This is a genomic window from Wolbachia endosymbiont of Ostrinia scapulalis, from assembly GCF_023559145.1.
Lineage (GTDB): Bacteria > Pseudomonadota > Alphaproteobacteria > Rickettsiales > Anaplasmataceae > Wolbachia.
In genome coordinates, this window is sequence record NZ_CP096926.1 from 1124639 (window position 1) to 1144803 (window position 20165).

Here is a 20165-nt window from a genome sequence, read left to right on the forward strand (position 1 = left end):
TAGGTTATTAAGAAGTGGTTTATGAATCCGAGGTTAAAAACATTTTTGGTTGTTTGTGGGTATGTTCTATTAGTTGGTGCTGCTATTGGAGCAATTTTTTTATTTGACTACTTACTTGAGATCTTTATTGATGCGCTTTATGCATTCCTTCTTGCCAAAACTTCAAGTGAGGTGTTAGCTGCTTTTGGAACACTTGCAGTTTTACTTGCCACTTGTGTTTTGTGCTACGGACTGCATAAGCTCTGTTCTATTTTTACAGAAAAGATTACAAGTAGCTATCAATCTTTCAAAAATGAAAATAGTGATGATAACATTTTTTCTGAAGTATATAATGACCCGACAATAGGGTTGAAAGATAAGATTTTATTTTTTTCTATATACTCAATATATTGTATCCAATTACCATTTTTGTATTGTTCATCGAAGATATCAGAGCTTAGCAGAACATTATCAAATAGTAGAGCGTTGGGTCTTAGAATATGTTTAGTGCTTATTAATACTATATTATTGATCCCAGTAGCACTTCTTGAGTTAATAAAGTATCCATTAATAAAGCTCTTCTCGCCTCTGGGTTTAAGTGTAAAGCAAATGAGCTTTTTGTTTAATGTAAGTGATGTAGGTACTGGCAGTCAGAGCGTCCATACTAGTAGTTTTGAGTATAGCATTCTCCAATGCGCTCAAGATTTAAAGCAGAAATTTGGGAATCAATCAAATGTACTCAATAAAGAGTTTGAAGATTACATAAATAATTCAGATGAGTTGACAGGGAATCAAAAAGAACAATTAAAACTTTATCTTAACTTTAATGGTTCCAATGGAGCAACTTATAGAGAATCAAGAACTGAATTAACGCTAACACAAACTGCAAACTTAGTTTTAGCTGCAGCCAAGAATCAAAAGTTAGATGTAGATTTACTAAAATGCATGTTACTCATGCGTTTACAAGAAGGAAGTGGTGCATGTCATCTTGGAATGTTTAATCGTATTATTTATTCGCTTAGTTGCCTTGAAGCAAAAAATAACTTTACAGTTGAGGTAAATGCTCAAGTATACGAAAGAATGCCAAGCATTACGGAAGAGTTTCTCAACCATTATGAAAGCAAAAAGATGAAGATTTTAAAGAATAATTTTAACAATTTCTACTTTGAGAATGGTATGGATCCTGAAGTAAAAGATAGTATGGGTAAGTTGATGGAAGAGGCAAAGCAATTTGTCTTTAATAAGTTGTATGTCGATTACTATAATAGATATGGCCAAGAAGTTGGAAGGGGTCCTATAAAGCAGAAATTGAAAGAACTAATTACAGATGAGGATATCAAGGAAGCAGTAAGTGCTGTAATAGATAATATAGAAATCCCTGAAAAACCATCTACTTATCTTGAAAAGATGAAAGCATTTTTTGCAGGGCATACAAGATTCTCTGCTGCTTAAAGCTCTAAGACTTGTCTAAATTTTGATTGTGAGTTAGGCGTGAAGCTAAAATTGATATTTACAATTAACTCACAGCAACCTAGGTGATGGCAATCTGGCCGCCTTCTAATTTTTTCTTATTGATTTGTAGCAGGTTCTTTGTTATGGTTATGAAAAGAAACTTCAAACCTCATTAGTATACTTTGATAGGTGAGTGTTAAATATGATAATATTGATAACAAATGATGATGGTTTTGACAGTGAAGGAATAAGACTACTTAAAGAAATTGCACACAATTTTGCATCGGAAGTATGGATAGTGGCACCAGATACTGACAGGAGTGGATCTGCAAGATCTCTTGATTACCCAGTGAAACAATCTATTAGAATAAACCAACATAGTGAAAGGGAGTTTAGTGTGTCTGGTACTCCCGCAGATTGTGTTATTATCGCGTTAAATAAAATTATGAATAAGAAACCAGACTTAATATTATCTGGAGTAAATATTGGATCAAATGTCGGAGATGATATTTGTTATTCAGGCACAATTGGTGCTGCAATGGAAGGTGCTGCAAGATCTATACCTTCTATTGCGCTGAGCCAAGTTTATCATGGTAAAATAGACTGGAACAATACAAAGATTTTTGCACCAAAGGTTATTGCCAAGCTAATGAAAGTTGGTTGGCCTAAAGATATAGTGATGAGTATAAATTTTCCTGCTACAGAAAAAGTGAAAGGGGTCGAATTTGCTGAACAAGGTGAATATAACATTGATGGTGATTTAACTTTTACTGAAAACTTGAATGGTTCTTTGAGCTTAAATTGGTCTCGAGAGCACTCAGGCAATGGTAGTATAAATAAAATAAAAGGAGGTTTTATTACTATTACACCAATAAAATTAGATTTTACAGATTATGATATATTAAATGCTATGAAAAATTCTTATGCAGAGGAATTTTCTTCTATAGCTAACACTCCTATTGCTTCTGATTAGATATTTTCTACGATTTTATCGCGAGCAATCATTTTTTCTTCACCCGTGTCCATGTTTTTAATTTTTAAAGTTTTACTGCTTAGCTCTTCATCACCAAAGATTAATACAACTTTTGCATTTGCTTGATTTGCTTTTTTCATTCGGGTTTTTAGAGTTCCACTATGTTCATAAGCTACGTATAAACCATTCCTGCGTAATTCATTTGCAAGTGTTAGAGCATGTTCTCCAGCCTCTCTACCAATTGGAATTAGGTAAATAGGTCGCTCTTCTTTCGGAGAATAATTGATTAACTCCATTATGCGTTCAATACCTCCTGCAAATCCTATCGCTGGAGTGTGTTTTCCACCTACTGAAGATACTAGATTATCGTATCTTCCACCGGCAAAAACTGCCCCTTGTGCACCTAAATCTTCTGTGACAAATTCAAATACTGTGTGACAATAATAGTCTAGACCTCGAACTAATTTGCTATCTACAGTGTAAGGTATGCCAAGAGCTTGCAGTCCATTTAACACCTGGTCAAAGAAATATGAAGATTCTTTTGTATAATAATCACTGATTTTTGGTGCGTCAGAGATTATTTCTTTATCTGTCTTATCCTTAGAGTCTAATATTCTGAGTGGATTTTTAATCAATCTATTTTGACTATCTTCTGATAGGTCATTTTGAAACTTTTTTAAATACGATATCAAAGCTTCTCTATATTTAGTTATTGTTTCACCATCGCCCAAAGAATTAATTTCTAGTTTTACATTCCTATTGATGCCAAATTCAGTTAGTAGGTGCTGAGCAAGTGATATCAATTCAATATCAACTCTTAGATCTTCTATACCAAAAACCTCAAAATTTATCTGATGAAATTGTCTTTGTCGTCCTTTTTGTGGTCTTTCATAGCGGAATGTAGGTCCTGTTGAGAATAATTTTATTGGTGTTTGCAGTTTTTTTTCAATGAGTAACCTAACAATAGCTGCAGTGAACTCAGGACGCAGAGTTATGCTCTTTCCCCCTTTATCAATAAAAGTATACATCTCTTTAGTGATAATATCTGAGCTATCACCTAAAGTCTTTGTAAAGACTTCTGTGTATTCAAATATCGGAGTTTGAACAGTTAAAAAGCCGTATAAACTTGAGATTCTATTTGCTGTTTGCTCTATGTATTTAAATTTATACCATTCATCAAACAGAAGATCTTTCGTTCCTCTAACTGTTTGATTAGTCATAGCATAGTCTCTATACCTGAAACTTCTGGTATGTGATAGCTTAGCATATTCTGCACTCCTTGTTTTAAGGTAATTGCAGCACTTGGGCACCCAGAGCAAGCTCCTTGCAGTTCAACGTAAACTATTCCGTATTTATAGCCACGGAACTTGATATCACCACCATCTTGAGCAACTGCAGGTTTAATATAACTTTCCATCAATTCTTTTATTCTATTTACAATTTCTATATCATTTTCATTAAAGAATTCTTCCTCTAGCATTTTATTATCACTTACTCCTTCTTTATCAAATGCTTTTCCACCAGAAGTAAAGTGATCCATAATTGTAGTTAAAATTTCCACCTTTACTATATCCCAATTCATTCTATCTGATTTTGTTACCGAAATAAAATCATGACCAAAAAATACTCTTACAACATGTTCTATTTGAAAAAGATTTACTGCTAGTTTGGAGTTCTTTATTTCATCTGCATTTGAAAAATCAGCTGTTTCTCCTTCGCTCAGAATTTCAAAACCAGGAAGAAATTTCAGCGTGTTTGGGTTTGGTGTTTCTTCAATCTGGATAAACATGTTATTTACCATGACAATTATAATTGTTACTATTTAATCATAAAATGATAAAAAAATATACATGTCATTCATCTTCTTCCTTTTTTTGATATTCACAATAATCACGTTTGTTTTACCTAGCGTTGTTGTATTTTTTCTCTTTTTGGCAAAGAGAAATAACATAAGTTTTATGATGAACTCTATATTAAGTAAGTTTTTGAACGAATTTAACAGCAGTAAAAGTTACACCAAAAATTACACTGGTGATAATATGTCCAAAGATGAAGCATTAAAAATACTGGGGCTGAATTCCGAGGCAAGCCAAAATGAAATCAATAAGGCATACCAAAATTTAATGAAACTGGTCCATCCAGACAAGGGAGGATCGGAATATTTTGCACAAAAGTTAAACGCAGCACGTGATAGGTTGATGAAGACCTAATTTTAACCATTGTTTTCTCTGTAAATTTTGCTTGTACATATTAAGTTGCATGATATAAAGCCGGAAACATTATTCTTTAGGAGGTATTTGATGAAAAAACTTGAGAGATTGAGAAAGAATTTATTTGCGGCTATAGATGAGCTTAATATTAAGAAAGTTAAAAGATATGTTAAAAAGGCAAGATATATAAATAAAGAAAAAGAGATTATTAATGGTAAAAAAGATGGTATGGCACCTATACATCTTGCTGTTTATAAAGGTAGCTTAGAGATAGTGCGGTTTTTGCTTAAAAATAATGCTAATATTAATGCTGTTAGTGATGGATGTCTTGTTCCTTACTCGTACGTTACTACCATGAGTAGCAAAACAGAAATAAAAGAAATGATATATCATTGTACTAGTAGTACCACTTCCCAAGTAATACAAGGTTTTACAGCTTTACACTTAGCCTTTTTTTATTGTCGATTAGATATCGCGAATCTTCTGCTCAATAATAACATTATTAATGTTAATATTAGAAATGCAAATGGCAAAACGGCATTTGAGGTTATACCAGGTTATGAAAGTTTTTGCAGTGATGGCTGTGACATGAGCAAAATATACTTAGATTTATCAAAATTTCATAAAAATAATTGTACAGAACTATTACTCTCTGCTAGAATAAATACTAAGTTAGAATTAGAAGCTGTTGATACTCCAGATGCAGCAAGTAGTACAGCGAACCCTTTCTCAGCCTCCACCAGGGCAAATACTAAGATAGGATTGGAAGATGTTGATACTCCAGATCCTGCACCAAGCAGTGCAGTAAAACCTTTTTCTTTTATTAATAGTATATTTAGTTGGGTAACCACTGCCACACTCAATGGCTTATTCAGCAGTGCTCCTACTTTACTTCCTGCACAGCAATCTGTTGATCACTTGGCTGGTAGCCCAATTGGTTCTTCACAAGTTGATTTTAATGCAACAGCTCTACTAGTTGATGTAGTGGTCAAAAAGTTCACAGGGAAAAAGTATTCAAGGCTACTGGACAATCCACCTCTGACAAGACTTTCTATTATAGAAAAAAAACTCGAGACGGCAATTAGTAGTTGTGAAAAACTTTATCAATGTCCTGAAAGTTCATTAAGCAATTTTACGATATCTAAAGGTATGCATCAAAAGTCCCTTTAAATCAGTTAAACTAAGCACTCTAATTCGAGTGCTTAGTTTACAAAACTTATCCCTTATTTCCTTTTCTAAAGCAGATTGCTTCTCATTAAGAGCAAAAAAATTTGAATAATGAAGCTCAGCATATTTTGTACAAAAGTTAACGTGGTAGATTGCTGAAGACCTAATTTTTAATTATTGAAATTTTTCTATAAATTTCACTTGTATATATCAAATTGTGTGATACAAAATCGGGAACGTTGTCTTTTAGGAGGTATTTGATGAAAGAGATGCAAGGAAAGATAAAAACTGAGAACTTCATAGATGAGTTATTTATTGCCATAAAAGAGCATAGTCTTCTAAAAGCTAACATATGTATCAGAAGTGCAGCGTACATGAACCTAAGAAAGCAGATTTTTATTGGTGAAAAATACGGTATGAAACCTATAAGTTTTGCTGTGAAAGAAAATAGCTTCAAGATATTGAGGTTTTTGGTTAATAACGGCGCCGATGTTAATGCTGCTAGTAGTGAAAGTTTGAGAGTTGCATTGCACGTCGCTGCTGAATATGGCAGAGAAGATGCAGGACAGCTTCTACTTAGTCGTTATGCTCAGATCAATTTGCAAGATATAATGGGTAAGGTGCCTTTGCACTTAGCGTCTTTCCATTGCCAAGTGGCAATGGTGGAACTTCTTATCAAGCATGATGCTAATATTTATATAAGAGATGCGGGTGGTAGAATACCACTAGATGTTGTGGGAGATGATCCAAAATCTATATGTATTAGTAATACAAGGCAAAAAATAATATTTATATTAGAATGCGCTGATAAAGAAGTTAATTGTCAGACATTAGCTTCTAGAGCAAATCCTAAGGTAATAGAAGCGAGTAATCACTCTAGCTATCATAATAGTACAAGTGTGTTAAGCGGCACAGTAAAACCTTCTTCTTTTATTAATAATATACTTAGTTGGGTAACCACTGCCACACTCAGCAGCTTATTCAGCAGTGCTCCTGCTTTACCTTCTGCACAGCAATCTGTTGACCACTTAGATGGTAGCCCAATTGGTTCTTCACAAGTTGATTTTAATGGAACAGCTCTACTAACTGATGTAATGATCAGAAAGTTCACAGGGAAAAAATACTCAAGCCTACTAGAAGATTCACTTCTCACAATAGAAGAAGTTAGAGAAAGAAAGCTTAACACTATAGAAAAAAACTTCGAGACAGCACTTAGTAAGTGTGAAAAACTTTATCAATGTCCTGAAAGTTCATTAAGTAATTTTACGATATCTAAAGGTATGCATCAAAAGTCCCTTTAAATCAGTTAAACTAAGCACTCTAATTCGAGTGCTTAGTTTACAAAACTTATCCCTTATTTCCTTTTCTAAAGCAGATTGCTTCTCATTAAGAGCAAAAAAATTTGAATAATGAAGCTCAGCATATTTTGTACAAAAGTTAACGTGGTAGATTGCTGAAGACCTAATTTTTAATTATTGAAATTTTTCTCTGTAAATTTTGCTTGCACATATTAAGTTGCATGATATAAAGCCGGGAGCATTCTCTTTTAGGAGGTATTTGATGGAAAAACAAAAAATAATTGAGATTTTAGGAAGAAAATTAGTTTCTGCTATAAGCAGAGGTGATTTTCAGAAAGTTAAAGAATGTATTAAAGAGATAGAGTATAAACAAATAAAAAATGAAGTTTTGAATTATGAAAGATACTATATGAAACCTATACATCATGCTACTCTCTTGGGTAATTTAAAGATATTAGAGTTTTTATGTAACAGCGGTGCTGATGTTAATACTACTATTAGTAATCGATATTTGAGTACTCCCTTGCACATTGCTGCTAGACATGACAAACTAGAAATAGCAAAGTTTTTACTTGATCGTGATGCTAACATCAATGCTACAAATTATAAAGGCTTTACACCTTTGTACTTAGCATCTAATGATTGTCATTTAGATATGGTAAAACTCCTACTCTGTAGAGGTGCTGATGCTAGTATTCAAAGTCGTTACGGCAAAACAGCATTAGATGTTGTTGGAAATGCTAGAAAAGATGAATGTAGTAGTAGTGAAATTCAAAAAATAGAATCTGTATTGAGCAGTGCTACTGAAGCTGACTGTGAAGCAAAATTAACTTCTATAAAAGCAGGTATTAAGGTAGGGTTAGACGCTAACAAGGGCACAGATTCGGTAAGTAGTGCAGCGAGTATTCAATTATCCCCTACCAAAGCAATTAAGATAGAATTGGAAGTTAGTAATACCAAAAACTTGGCAAGTAGCACAGTGAACTCTTCCTCCACTCCTACCAGAGCAGATTTTAAAGAAGCTAGCAGCATCACAAGCGGCGCAGTAAAACCTTCTTCTTTTATCAATAGTATATTTAGTTGGGTAACCACTGACACACTCAGCGACTTATTCAGCAGTGCTCCTGCTTTACCTCCTGCACAGCAATCTGTTGACCACTTAGATGGTAGCCCAATTAGTTCTTCACAAGTTGATTGTAATGGAATAATTCTGCTAACTGCCGCAGCAATAAATAAGTTCACAGGAAAAAAATATTCAAGGACACTGGACAATTCACTTCTCACAATAGAAGAAATTAGAGAAAGAAAGCTTAACACTATAGAAAAAAACTTCGAGACAGCACTTAGTAAGTGTAAAAAACTTTATCAATGTCCTGAAAGTTCATTAAGCAATTTAACGATATCTAAAGGTATACATCAAAAGTCCCTTTAAATCAGTTAAAATAAGCACTCAAGCTTGAGTGCTTATTTTCGTATAATCCTCTTTAAGTTTAAGCTCTTATATGTTGGGAATAAGCTGCTACGAAATTTAAGTAAATTAAGGAAACTTATAGCGTTTTGTACAAAAACTAAATGTAGCACGGTATACACAATGAAATAAATAATCTCTTGCGTTGTGGAATTTCTTTAGCTTTACATATATATGCATAAATTATGTGATATACAATCAAAAGTTTTACTCTTTAGGAGGGGTTATGGTTACAAAAACAGAAGTTGAAAAATGGAGAGACGGGCTACGTTCTGCAGTAAAGGAACATGATTTTCAAAAAGCTGAGAAGTATATTAGAGAAGGAAAGACACATACTACTAATGTTATTAACTCTAAAGATAGAAATGGTAACTCACCTTTATCGATTGCTGTTAGTAAACAAGATTTAGAAATGATGAGGTTTTTAATTGAGAATGGCGCAGATGTTAATATTGAGGACTTTTTTCGTGTGCCTCCTATATACTATGCTGTTACAAAGGGCACCACAGAAATGATAGAGCTTCTAATCGATAAAGGAGCAAGCATTAGTGGTTATTTTTCATATGCTGATAAAAAACGCACTCTTGTAGGTTGGGTTATAGACAAGAATAGTCCGGAAAAAGTGGAGGTCTTACTTAAACATGGTGCTAGCCCAAACGGCAAATTTGATCTTCTTGCTTATTCACAAAATTCATGCCTACATGCTGCTATTGAAAAAAACTACTCAAGAATAGTTGAGCTTCTTATTGAATATCGTGCTAATGTCAATGTTCAAAACGAACAGGGACAAACACCTATATATTTGGCTATTAGTTCAAAACGTCCAAAAATAATTAAGCTATTATACGATAATGGTGCTGATATTGATAATGTTAAGAATATAAGGAACGAGACACCATCAGATTATGTTAAGTTATTTTATCCAGGTAAAACGATAAAAGAAATTGCTGCAGAGGCAGAGAGTATCAATGTAAATCCAGATCCTGCACCAAGCAGTGCAGTAAGGCCTTCTTCTTTTATTAATAGTGTATTTAGTTGGATGGGAACTTCAACAACTGCTGCACTCAGTAGCTTATTTCAGAGTGCCCCTGCTTTACCTCCCGCACAGCAATCTGTTGCACATTTGACTGGAAGCCCAATTGATTTTTCGCAAGTTGATTTTAATGGAACAGCTCTGCTAGCTGACGTGGTAATCAGAAAGTTTATCGGGAGGAAATATTCAAGACCATTGGATGATTCACTTTTGACATTGGAGCAAATTAGAGAAAGAAAGGTTAGTGCTATAGAAAGGGATATTAAGATGGTAATTAGTGAGTTTGAAAAACTTGATCAATGTCCTCGAAGTTTATTAAGCAATTCAACAATATCTAAAGGTGTATGTCATCAAAAATCCCTCTAAATCAGTTAAAACAAGCACTCAAGTCTTAGTGCTTGTTTTCGTGAAATCTATTATTTAAATTAAACTTTTTATTGTGCGTTGTAGGTAAGTTGTTACAATAAAATGAGTTAAGATGAAAAAACTTTAAGTTATGGAAGATGATAGCAAGAAAGAAATAACAGAAGAAAAAGGTATATTAGGTTGGATAGAGTATAGACTGCCTATATTTTCTTTTCTAAAACATACCGCTTCTTATCAAGTACCAAAAAATTTAAATTATGCTTGGAATTTTGGTTCTTTGGCTGGTATAGCACTAATTTTGCAGATAATAACAGGTATATTTCTTGCCATGCACTACACTCCGCATGTTGATCATGCATTTAATAGTGTGGAGCGTATAATGCGTGACGTAAGTTATGGATGGCTGATACGTTATACTCATGCTGTTGGGGCGTCACTCTTCTTTATGGTGGTCTATGTTCATATCATGCGTGGATTATATTACGGATCTTATAAGAGACCGCGAGAAATGGTGTGGTTTATTGGCATATTTATATTTTTTGCAATGATGGCAACTGCCTTTATGGGGTATGTTCTTCCATGGGGACAAATGAGCTTTTGGGGTGCAACAGTTATAACTAACTTATTTTCAGCCATACCTTTAATTGGCAATAAAATAGTTATATGGTTGTGGGGTGGTTTTTCCGTTGATAACCCAACACTTAATCGTTTTTTTGCCCTTCATTATCTTCTGCCCTTCATTATTATTGCTTTAGCTATGTTGCATGTTGTTGCTCTGCATAGATTTGGCTCTAATAACCCAAGTGGAATAGAAGTAAGGTCAGGTAAGGACACTATTCCTTTTTATCCTTATTATATAGCAAAGGACTGCATAACTTTTGGTTTATTTTTTATAATTTTGTTTGGATTTGTTTTTTATGCCCCTAATTATCTTGGTCATCCTGATAATTATATAGAAGCTGATCCTATGGTAACTCCAGTACACATAGTACCAGAGTGGTATTTCCTACCTTTTTATGCGATGTTGCGCTCAATTCCAAATAAGCTTATTGGTGTACTTACCATGTTTGGATCTATTTTAGTTTGGTTTCTTTTGCCTTGGCTTGATAAATCAAAGGTTAAAAGTGGTGCTTATCGCCCATTATTTAAGAAATTTTTTTGGGTTTTTGCAATAAATTTTGCATTTCTTGCTTGGCTTGGGGGGCAGGAAGTTAAAGAGCCTTATATTACTTTAAGTAGGCTCTCAACTCTTTATTATTTTTCATATTTTGTGATAGTTTTACCTTTACTTAGTAAGTATGAGAAACCAAAAAAATTACCAAAAACAATAAGCGATTCCGTTCCGGAGATGAAGTGATGCTGTTGGTTAAAGTTGCTGTATTTTGTATATTATTTCTCACTAATTCTTTGTCTGCAGAGGAGTTTAAACCTTTACCAAATAAGAAAATCGACTGGAGTTTTGATGGAATTACTGGATCTTTCGATAGAGAGTCAATTCAGCGTGGCTATAAAGTATACAAGGAAGTCTGTGCTGCTTGCCATTCAATGAATAGAATAGCGTTTCGTAATTTGCAAGATGTTGGTTTTTCTGAAGAGGATGTAAAACAAATTGCAGCCTCTTACCAAGTTAAAGATGGTCCGAATGATTTGGGTGAAATGTTTGATAGACCGGGAGTGTCTTCGGATTATTTTATTGCACCTTTTGATACAAAAGAAGCAGCTGCAGCAAGCAACAATGGAGCAATTCCACCGGACTTATCATTAATTGTCAAAGCAAGACATGATGGTGCAAATTATGTCTATTCACTACTAATTGGTTATCAAAACGGTGAACATGATGAGAACGGTTTATATTTTAATCCATATTTTTCAACAGGCAGGTTAGCTATGGCACCACCACTCTCTGAAGGAATGGTAGAATATGATGGTACAAGGCAAGCCACAGTTGAAAATATGGCATATGATGTGGTAAATTTCTTACAATGGGCAGCAGAGCCAGAACTGGAGCGCCGACATAAACTTGGGCTAAAAATAGTGACATATTTTATAACTTTGACGGTATTTTTTGTTCTCACTAACAATAGAGTTTGGAGCCAACTCTATAAAAAAGGAAAATAGAACTTCATTTACGCTCGTTTTTATACCTTACTCATAATATCATGTGTATTATGTAATGATAAATATATTATGAAAGTATAGGGATTATGGCATTTCAAATAGTTACAAATTTTCAGCCAGCTGGGGATCAACCACAAGCAATAGATAGTTTAGTTGAAGGACTAAATAACAAAAAAAGAGATCAGGTTTTACTTGGAGTAACTGGCTCTGGAAAAACTTTTACTATGGCAAATGTTATTGCAAGAACAAACAGGCCTGCGTTAATTATGGCGCATAATAAAACTTTAGCGGCACAGCTTTACGAGGAGATGAGAGGATTTTTCCCCCACAATGCTGTTGGATACTTCATTTCTTATTATGATTATTATCAGCCTGAGGCTTATTCGCCACAAACAGACACTTATATTGAAAAAGACTCTTTAATAAATAAAAGAATTGATATGCTACGCTATTCTGCTATATGCTCTCTTTTGGAGCGTAGGGACACGATTGTAGTTGCGAGTGTTTCTTGTATATACGGTCTTGGTTCGCCTGAGAGCTATCTCAGCATGACCTTGACTTTAAGTGCTGGAGATAAGATTCATGTTAATGACTTTCTGAATAATTTAGTTAATCTCCAATATAAACGTTCTGATGTCAGATTTGAGCGAGGATATTTCAGAGTGCGCGGCGATATTATTGATATATTTCCTGCCTATTATGAAAATAAAGCTTGGCGTTTATCATTGTTTGGTGATGAAATAGAGGAAATTTCTGAGATTGATGCCATGAACGGCAATATTATCAGACGCATAGATACAGTCACCATTTTTCCAAATAGCTATTACACTACATCACGTGAGACTCTTTTGCAAGCAGTTCAATTGATTAAAAAAGAACTACATGAACGCCTGGATTATTACTATTCACAGAACAAAATTGTTGAAGCAAAACGCCTTGAGCAGCGTACTAATTTTGATATTGAAATGATGATGGCAACGGGAGTGTGTAAAGGTATTGAAAATTATTCGCGTTATCTTTACGGAATGAAAGCTGGAGATCCACCGCCTACATTGTTTGAGTATTTACCTAAAGATGTAATTTTATTTGTTGATGAAAGCCATGTAACCGTTCCCCAGATAGGTGCAATGTATAGCGGTAATGAAGCACGTAAAAAGAAATTGATAGATTATGGTTTTAGGCTACCTTCTGCTTTTGATAACCGTCCATTAAAATTGGAAGAGTGGGAGGCAATACGGCCACAGACTATTTACGTTTCGGCTACTCCAGGAAAATATGAATTAGAAAAGACTAATCACGCATTTATAGAGCAAGTTATCCGCCCAACAGGACTGACAGATCCCATCTGCATCATAAAACCAACAGGGAGTCAGGTTGATGATGTGATTCATGAGGCACAAGTGACGATAAAAAAAGGGTTTTGTATTCTAATTACCACATTGACAAAAAAAATGGCTGAAAAACTAGCTGAGCATATGAGTGAGCTCAGTATGAAAGTAACTTACCTACATTCAGATATTGGTGCACTGGAAAGAATTGAAATTATATGCAAATTAAGATCTAAAGAAATAGATGTTCTTGTTGGCGTTAACTTGTTGCGGGAAGGTCTTGATATTCCCGAGTGTGGATTAGTTGCAATTTTAGATGCTGACAAAGAAGGGTTTTTACGATCAGAGACTTCGCTCATTCAAACGATAGGTCGTGCTGCACGAAATGTTGAGGGCAGAGTAATTTTATATGCAGACAAAATTACTAATTCTATGGATCGTGCACTGAAAGAAACTGAAAGGAGAAGAAAGAAACAGACAGAGCATAATACACTGCATAATATTGTACCAAAAACTATAATAAAGCCTATATCAAATACTTTACAGGAAAAAGTGGTAGTTGAGAATTTTAGTCAGGATGATCTAAATAGTCTGAAAAAGCAAATGTTGAAGCATGCTGAAAATTTAGAGTTTGAAGAGGCGGCAAAAATAAAAGGTATTATTGAAAGATTTAATAATAGGCCCGTTGCATAACTAGAAAAAAGATAAATAATTAATAGTTAAACTGACTTTGATTTACCAACAATTGAAAGAACATCATTCGGTGGCAGAAAAATGAGCCAGTTCATGATAATTTCAAATTTTCACCTTTTATCTTATAGGTAATGATTGTTGAACTTATTTCTTTCTCGAGATTATGTACAAACTCTAACAAATTAAATCTCACAACAAATTTGTTGTTTCATAGCTTTTATATCATACTATAATTGCAATTGTTTTAACAATAATCAGAGCCTAAAAGAGGTTTATTATCAATGGACTATTTATAAAAAATCTTATGGAAAATAAAGCTTGGTTCATTTGGCTCATCAGTAACTTGATTGTTGTATTCAGCAATATGCAGATAATCTACACCTTTATAAGCGTGAATCTTGAAAAAGAACTTGAGCTCACAATCGCGCAAGTTGCACTAGCTAATTCAGCATATACTTGGACTTTTGCTATCTCACAATTTTTTAGTGGGGCAATGTTTAATGTTTTTTCCAGCAAAAAAATTTATTTTTTCTCATTGTCAATCATGCTCTTTGGTTTTTTTGTCCTTATCAAGAGTGACAATTTTGCCCATTTAATTTTATCTCAATTTTTGATCGCAATTGGAGCATCGTTTGGTTTTATTGGCGCTGCTCATGTAAGTAGCACATATTTTCCCCTTACTCAATTTGGACTGATGTTCTCACTAGTGCAGACAATTTCAAGTCTTTCTGCTTTGATGATTCAAATGTGCTTCTCTAGCTTGCTTGCCGAAGGTGCAGATTGGAAAAATCTTATTGTATGCGTAATATTATTTGGCGTATCGATATTTGTACTTATGTTTTTTTATCCGAAAGGACTTTCAAAAAAAAATTTGGGGGAATACACAATAAAGAGCTCTATAAAAACAGTAATATGTTCTGTACTAACAGTGCTAAAATTAAGAGATATCTGGATAACCTCAATAGTGGGTGCTATTACTTTTGGAACATTTTTAGCGCTTAATATGCTGTGGGCACCAAGGTTACTAAGCAACTTAGAACTCAATACAATGGAGTTAGGTGTGGCAACTGCAATATTGTGGCTTGGTCTTGCAGTTGGTGCTCCAATTGCAGATCTAATCTCAAATCTATTTAAAAATAGAAGGCACGTAATCTCTGCTTTTGCCACATTGCAAAGTATTTCAGCTATTATTTTACTGTGCGGCAATTTAACAGTTCATATTATATACTTTTGTATGTTAATGTTTGGTTTTTTTGCAGGAGGACATATGCTTAATTTTACTGTTGGTAGTGAGGTTGTTGAGCAGAAGTATATTAGCACATCATCATCCATTATCAATGGATTTATGTTTGTTATGAGTGGAATTTTAGTGTCAATTTTAGCACTTTTTTCAGATCATCAAATGGCGCTTTTCACAATATTTGCAATGTTAACATTTGCTAGTATTTTTAATTATGCTACAAAAGAAACATACTATAAAAATAAAGTAGCTGAATCTTGAGTCGATTGTTATATTATATTAACATACTGTAATAAATTATGACAACAAAAGACACAACAGTAACTAAGGCAACAATAGCTGAATGTATAAATCAGGAAATTGGATTATCGAAAGAAGACTCTATTGCAATAATAGATGATATATTGGATGAGATAAAAACGAGCTTAGCAAAGGATGGAATAGTAAAAATATCTTCATTTGGAACATTTTTGGTTAAAAACAAGAAAGAAAGACCAGGAAATATACCAAAGACATCGGAAAGGGTAGTAATTCAAGCGAGAAAATCAATTTCTTTTAGACCTTCAAAAATGATGAAGAAATTAATAAACAACCGATGAATAAGGAAAAATTATTTTACACAATTGGAGAAGTAGCTGAAGAACTACATTTGGAGCAGCATGTTTTAAGATTCTGGGAAAGTCAATTCCATCAAATTAAACCCATAAAACGGAAGGGAAGAAGACTATATGATCATAAGTGTATAGAGGCAATAAAGAAAATAAAATATATGCTATATGACAAAGGATATACAATAAAAGGAGTACAAAAGGAATTTGGTAACGATGTAAGAATTGATCATTATTCAAGAAATTTGTTGCAAGAACTTACCGATTTAAGAGACTATTTGACTGATAAAATAAATGAAGAAAGTAATAAATAGACGAAAAACACTATAAAGTTTTGTGAAAGTTGATATATCTAGAGATAAGTGTATGTGTCGTATAGCATTGTTCTTTATATTATCAGCAATACTGATAAGCTGTGGCCTGCAAAAACCTGCACCTGTACTACTTAAAGGCGAAGAATTTTATGGAAAAAGAGACCTAGAGTACACAAGGGAGTATCATTTGATTAAAGAAAATGTTGATTCTTCGCTGCGAAAAGAAAGTAGAAAAGCCTTTGTAGATAAGGTATATAACAATAATGCACAAAGCATGTGTAAATTTGTAATACCGGTTAAAGGTGCAGTTACCTCTTCTGATAAAATATGTCAAGATGGCATAAAAATTACTGCTCAAAGTGGAACAAAGGTTATTGCTTCTGCACCTGGCAAAGTAATATACGTAGGCAAAGGCCTGAGGTGGTACGGAAATTTAATTATAGTGGAACATAAAGATAATTACATGACTATGTACTCCTATTTAAAAAACATACAAGTTGAAATTGGTGATAAAGTAAAACAAGGTCAAGTAATTGGATCTGCAGGTAAATCAAGCACACAAGATAAAGATCCGCAGATGTGTTTCACAATAAGGCATAATGGTCAAGCAGTCGATCCTTTAGTACATATAAACTGTGATTGAATTTATGAAATATGATTTTAAAAACGTTGAAAAATTCTACCAAAATAAGTGGGATTTTTCTGTAAGCAAAGATAGTAAAAAGAAGAAATGTTACGTGTTGGAAATGTTTCCATATCCATCTGGTAAGATTCATATGGGGCACCTGCGTAACTATGCAATAGGAGATGTTATAGCACGTTACAAGAGAGCTCATGGATTTGAGGTTTTGCACCCAATTGGCTGGGATGCGTTTGGATTACCAGCTGAAAATGCAGCAAGGGACAATAATATTAACCCTGCAGCGTGGACAAAAGAGAATATAGACAATATGCGTGCACAGCTAAAATCTATAGGTCTTTCCTACAATTGGAATCACGAGCTTTCCACATGTGAGCCTGATTATTACAAACACGAACAGAAATTTTTTCTGGATTTTTTAAAGCATGGTCTTGCCTATCGAAAAGAGTCGTGGGTTAATTGGGATCCAGTGGACCAAACAGTGCTTGCAAATGAGCAAGTGGTTGATGGAAAAGGATGGCGATCAGGTGCAGTTGTTGAAAAACGTAAGTTATTCCAATGGTTTTTAAAGATTACTGATTTTGCTGAAGATTTGCTTCATTGTCTGCAAAGTTTAAAAAATTGGCCAGAAAAAGTCAAAACTATGCAAGAGCGCTGGATAGGAAAATCTGAAGGGGCAACTATAGATTTTGAAATAGTTGGCCTGAATAAGAAATTGAAGATTTTTACAACTTCTCCTCATACTTTATTTGGAGCTTCTTTTCTTGCAGTAGGAGCAGAGCACCCTATTGTACAAGACCTTAAGGACAAAGAAATAAGAGACTTTATTGGTAATATGAAGGCAAAGGGGGAGAATGATGAAAAAATTGGAATTTACACTGGACTGAACGTCAGGCACCCATTTCTCGACAAGGAATTACCAATTTATATAGCGAATTTTGTGTTGATGGAGTATGGAGAAGGTGCGATTTTTGGTTGCCCTGCACATGATCAGCGTGATTTTGAATTTGCACAGAAGTATGGTTTACCGATTATTCCTGTAGTTTGTGAAGAGACCACAGAGATCTTAAAAGAACCGTACTTCGGTGATGGAGTGATGTTCAATTCTGAATTCTTAAACGGACTAATGATTAATGAGGCAAAAAAAGTAATCATAAAAAAACTTGAAGAAAAAGGAATAGGTAAGAAAACAATAAACTATCGTCTACACGATTGGGGAATTTCAAGGCAACGTTATTGGGGATGTCCTATACCTATTATACATTGTAAAGATTGTGGAATTGTTCCAGTTCCAGAAAAAGACCTCCCTGTTGTTCTACCAACGGATGTAGAATTTACAAGTGGTGGTAATCCCCTGGATAAGCACCCAACCTGGAAATTTGTTGATTGTCCAAAGTGCGGAAAGCAAGCAGAGCGTGAAACTGATACATTCGACACCTTTTTTGAGTCTTCCTGGTATTTTGCTTCATTTTGCAGTGAAAATAAATCGATTAATAAAGATACTTGTAATCGTTTTATGCCTGTTGATTATTACATAGGTGGAATAGAACATGCAATTCTACATTTGCTTTACTCAAGGTTTTTCTGCCATGCTTTAACTAAATGTGGCTATTTTGACGTTAAAGAGCCTTTCTCTACTTTAATCACTCAAGGAATGGTCTGCCATATAACTTATAAAGATGAGAATGGCAAATGGCTCTTTCCCGAAGAAGCAAAAGAGTTGATTGCGAAGGGTGCTAAGATCCAAGTTGGAAAAGTCGAAAAGATGAGTAAGTCAAAGAAAAATACAGTTGACCCAAACTTTATCATAGAAAAATACGGTGCTGATACTGCTCGTTTGTTTGTATTATCCGATATCCCCCCAGAAAAAGATATGGAATGGTCTGATGATGGCGTGGAAGGTTGTTTTCGCTACATAAATAAATTGTGGCGTATGGTAGTGCAACTTAGGCCCGTAAACATACACTATGATAATGAAAACATTGTAGGTAAACTCCTAGAGTACAGAAAAAAAATCCATAAACTATTGCAAGGGCTTACAGATGACTTGGAAAACTGCAGATTAAACTGTATGGTAGCAAAGTTTCGTGAAATGACAAATTTAATAGCTGAAATAGACGTAAAAACTGGAAAATCTCTTATTGATGAAGGTATATGCATACTAATCAGAGTAATTGAGCCATTCATGCCACACCTGGCTGAAAATTTATGGCAAAAAATAGGAGGCGAAGGCATGCTATATATGCAACCTTGGCCAAAAGCTGATGAATCACTACTAATTGATAATATGGTGACTGTAGCAGTGCAGATCAATGGAAAGTTACGTGCGACCATTGAAGTGGCAACTGATTTACCTCAAGAAAAATTGAAGAAAATAGCAACAGATTCTGTATCTAACAAAATCGATCAAAGCAAAATTCGCACTATATATGCTGTACCAAATAAGGTAGTAAACATAGTTATATAAAAATTTTGAGTAGCATGTCCCTAATTTCGTAGGTATACTTTTTTTGATATGAGGTTATATCTTTTTTAATATAAAGGATATATACTTGTGCATTATATATTTTTTTGTATGGGTAGTTATATGAAAATAAAAGGATTGTGTGTTTTAGCTGTGTTGCTCACTTCATCTCTAGCAGGTGCAGCTAGTAATAAAGCAGCTAGTAATAGTGCAAAAGAGCAGTACTACGCAGGTTTAAACTTTGGTGGTGGATGGGGTACTGGATTAAAAATAAAACCTGGCTTAGTTTTTGGTTATAATTATGATAAAAGCTCTAAGTTTGAACTTGAGATTCTCACTGACGTAAGTGATATGTTTGGAGGTAAGGATGCAGAAGGAAAGGACAAAGACAAGAAAATGGGAGCTAGTTTATTAGCAAATTACCGTTATTATCCTGACGTTGACATTGATCCTGTGAAACTATATGTCAGTGGAGGTTTAGGTGGATATCTCCAAGTAATACCTTTTGGCTCTGGTAAATCTGAAGGAAGCTCTAATGCAGCTGAAGCTCAAGATAACACACTAGATAAAGTACTAGGTGCTATTTCCTACAAACTGAAGGTTGGTGTTGATTATGAAGTTGCTCCACAGATAGTTGGTACAGCTGCTTTAACCGTAGGTGGGCAACTGAGTGGTGTAAAAGCAATGACAGTACCGGATATGATGCTGGAAGTAGGAGTACGCTATAATTTTTAATGCTGGATAACATTGAATACATGTTTAATGTTTAGGTGTAACCACAAGCGATGCTCAAAACTTGCTGCTAGCATGTTTG

The 20165-nt window shown here is 34.3% G+C and carries 18 protein-coding genes; 16 read left to right on the forward strand and 2 right to left on the reverse strand.

What is annotated here, in order from left to right; translation table 11 throughout:
- The first annotated feature begins 21 nt into the window (after window positions 1–21).
- Both M1L26_RS05485 and surE read left to right on the forward strand, forming a co-directional pair.
- Window positions 22–1431: a hypothetical protein gene (locus M1L26_RS05485; protein ID WP_211907494.1), complete on the forward strand. Its 1410-nt coding sequence runs from the start codon at window positions 22–24 to the stop codon at window positions 1429–1431.
- Window positions 1432–1633: 202 nt separating this feature from the next.
- Window positions 1634–2404 (forward strand): 5'/3'-nucleotidase SurE, encoded by a 771-nt coding sequence (surE, locus tag M1L26_RS05490; RefSeq protein ID WP_250120102.1) that lies wholly within the window; start codon window positions 1634–1636, stop codon window positions 2402–2404.
- Here surE and hisS read toward each other — a convergent pair.
- Entirely contained in the window at window positions 2401–3624 is a 1224-nt protein-coding gene (hisS, locus tag M1L26_RS05495; RefSeq protein ID WP_211907496.1) for a histidine--tRNA ligase, read from the reverse strand. The two genes, surE and hisS, sit on opposite strands and share 4 nt — an antisense overlap.
- Window positions 3621–4193: a NifU family protein gene (locus tag M1L26_RS05500; protein WP_211907497.1), complete on the reverse strand. Its 573-nt coding sequence runs from the start codon at window positions 4191–4193 to the stop codon at window positions 3621–3623. The genes hisS and M1L26_RS05500 overlap by 4 nt, the downstream gene beginning before the upstream one ends.
- A gap of 169 nt (window positions 4194–4362) precedes the next feature.
- On the opposite strand from M1L26_RS05500, the gene M1L26_RS05505 reads away from it, so the two are divergent.
- The 14 genes from M1L26_RS05505 (at window position 4363) to M1L26_RS05570 (ending at window position 20086) form a co-directional block, all read left to right on the forward strand.
- A complete protein-coding gene (locus tag M1L26_RS05505; RefSeq protein ID WP_245609393.1) occupies window positions 4363–4614 on the forward strand; it encodes a J domain-containing protein in 252 nt (83 codons plus the stop codon).
- A gap of 90 nt (window positions 4615–4704) precedes the next feature.
- Window positions 4705–5784 (forward strand): ankyrin repeat domain-containing protein, encoded by a 1080-nt coding sequence (locus M1L26_RS05510; RefSeq protein ID WP_250120103.1) that lies wholly within the window; start codon window positions 4705–4707, stop codon window positions 5782–5784.
- A gap of 257 nt (window positions 5785–6041) precedes the next feature.
- The gene (locus M1L26_RS05515) at window positions 6042–7082 is read left to right on the forward strand and encodes an ankyrin repeat domain-containing protein (RefSeq protein ID WP_250120104.1); all 1041 of its coding nucleotides are present in this window, start codon (window positions 6042–6044) and stop codon (window positions 7080–7082) included.
- A gap of 259 nt (window positions 7083–7341) precedes the next feature.
- Window positions 7342–8511: an ankyrin repeat domain-containing protein gene (locus M1L26_RS05520; protein WP_250120105.1), complete on the forward strand. Its 1170-nt coding sequence runs from the start codon at window positions 7342–7344 to the stop codon at window positions 8509–8511.
- A gap of 262 nt (window positions 8512–8773) precedes the next feature.
- Entirely contained in the window at window positions 8774–9946 is a 1173-nt protein-coding gene (locus M1L26_RS05525; RefSeq protein WP_250120106.1) for an ankyrin repeat domain-containing protein, read from the forward strand.
- 130 nt (window positions 9947–10076) lie between these two features.
- On the forward strand, window positions 10077–11303 hold the full coding sequence (locus M1L26_RS05530) for a cytochrome b (RefSeq protein WP_211907500.1): 1227 nt from the start codon (window positions 10077–10079) through the stop codon (window positions 11301–11303).
- Window positions 11303–12064 (forward strand): cytochrome c1, encoded by a 762-nt coding sequence (locus M1L26_RS05535; protein ID WP_211907501.1) that lies wholly within the window; start codon window positions 11303–11305, stop codon window positions 12062–12064. Before M1L26_RS05530 ends, M1L26_RS05535 begins: the two co-directional genes overlap by 1 nt.
- An 86-nt stretch (window positions 12065–12150) precedes the next feature.
- Complete coding sequence (gene uvrB / locus M1L26_RS05540) at window positions 12151–14085, forward strand: excinuclease ABC subunit UvrB (RefSeq protein WP_250120107.1); 1935 nt, start codon at window positions 12151–12153, stop codon at window positions 14083–14085.
- Between the two features lie 304 nt (window positions 14086–14389).
- Complete coding sequence (locus M1L26_RS05545; protein WP_250126895.1) at window positions 14390–15586, forward strand: MFS transporter; 1197 nt, start codon at window positions 14390–14392, stop codon at window positions 15584–15586.
- Window positions 15587–15624: 38 nt separating this feature from the next.
- The gene (locus tag M1L26_RS05550) at window positions 15625–15924 is read left to right on the forward strand and encodes an integration host factor subunit alpha (protein ID WP_211907504.1); all 300 of its coding nucleotides are present in this window, start codon (window positions 15625–15627) and stop codon (window positions 15922–15924) included.
- On the forward strand, window positions 15921–16247 hold the full coding sequence (locus M1L26_RS05555; protein ID WP_010402982.1) for a MerR family transcriptional regulator: 327 nt from the start codon (window positions 15921–15923) through the stop codon (window positions 16245–16247). The genes M1L26_RS05550 and M1L26_RS05555 overlap by 4 nt, the downstream gene beginning before the upstream one ends.
- A 52-nt stretch (window positions 16248–16299) precedes the next feature.
- Window positions 16300–16890 (forward strand): murein hydrolase activator EnvC family protein, encoded by a 591-nt coding sequence (locus tag M1L26_RS05560; RefSeq protein WP_007302156.1) that lies wholly within the window; start codon window positions 16300–16302, stop codon window positions 16888–16890.
- Between the two features lie 4 nt (window positions 16891–16894).
- Complete coding sequence (leuS, locus tag M1L26_RS05565; protein WP_211907505.1) at window positions 16895–19354, forward strand: leucine--tRNA ligase; 2460 nt, start codon at window positions 16895–16897, stop codon at window positions 19352–19354.
- 120 nt (window positions 19355–19474) lie between these two features.
- The gene (locus M1L26_RS05570; RefSeq protein ID WP_211907506.1) at window positions 19475–20086 is read left to right on the forward strand and encodes an outer membrane beta-barrel protein; all 612 of its coding nucleotides are present in this window, start codon (window positions 19475–19477) and stop codon (window positions 20084–20086) included.
- Window positions 20087–20165 lie beyond the last annotated feature (79 nt).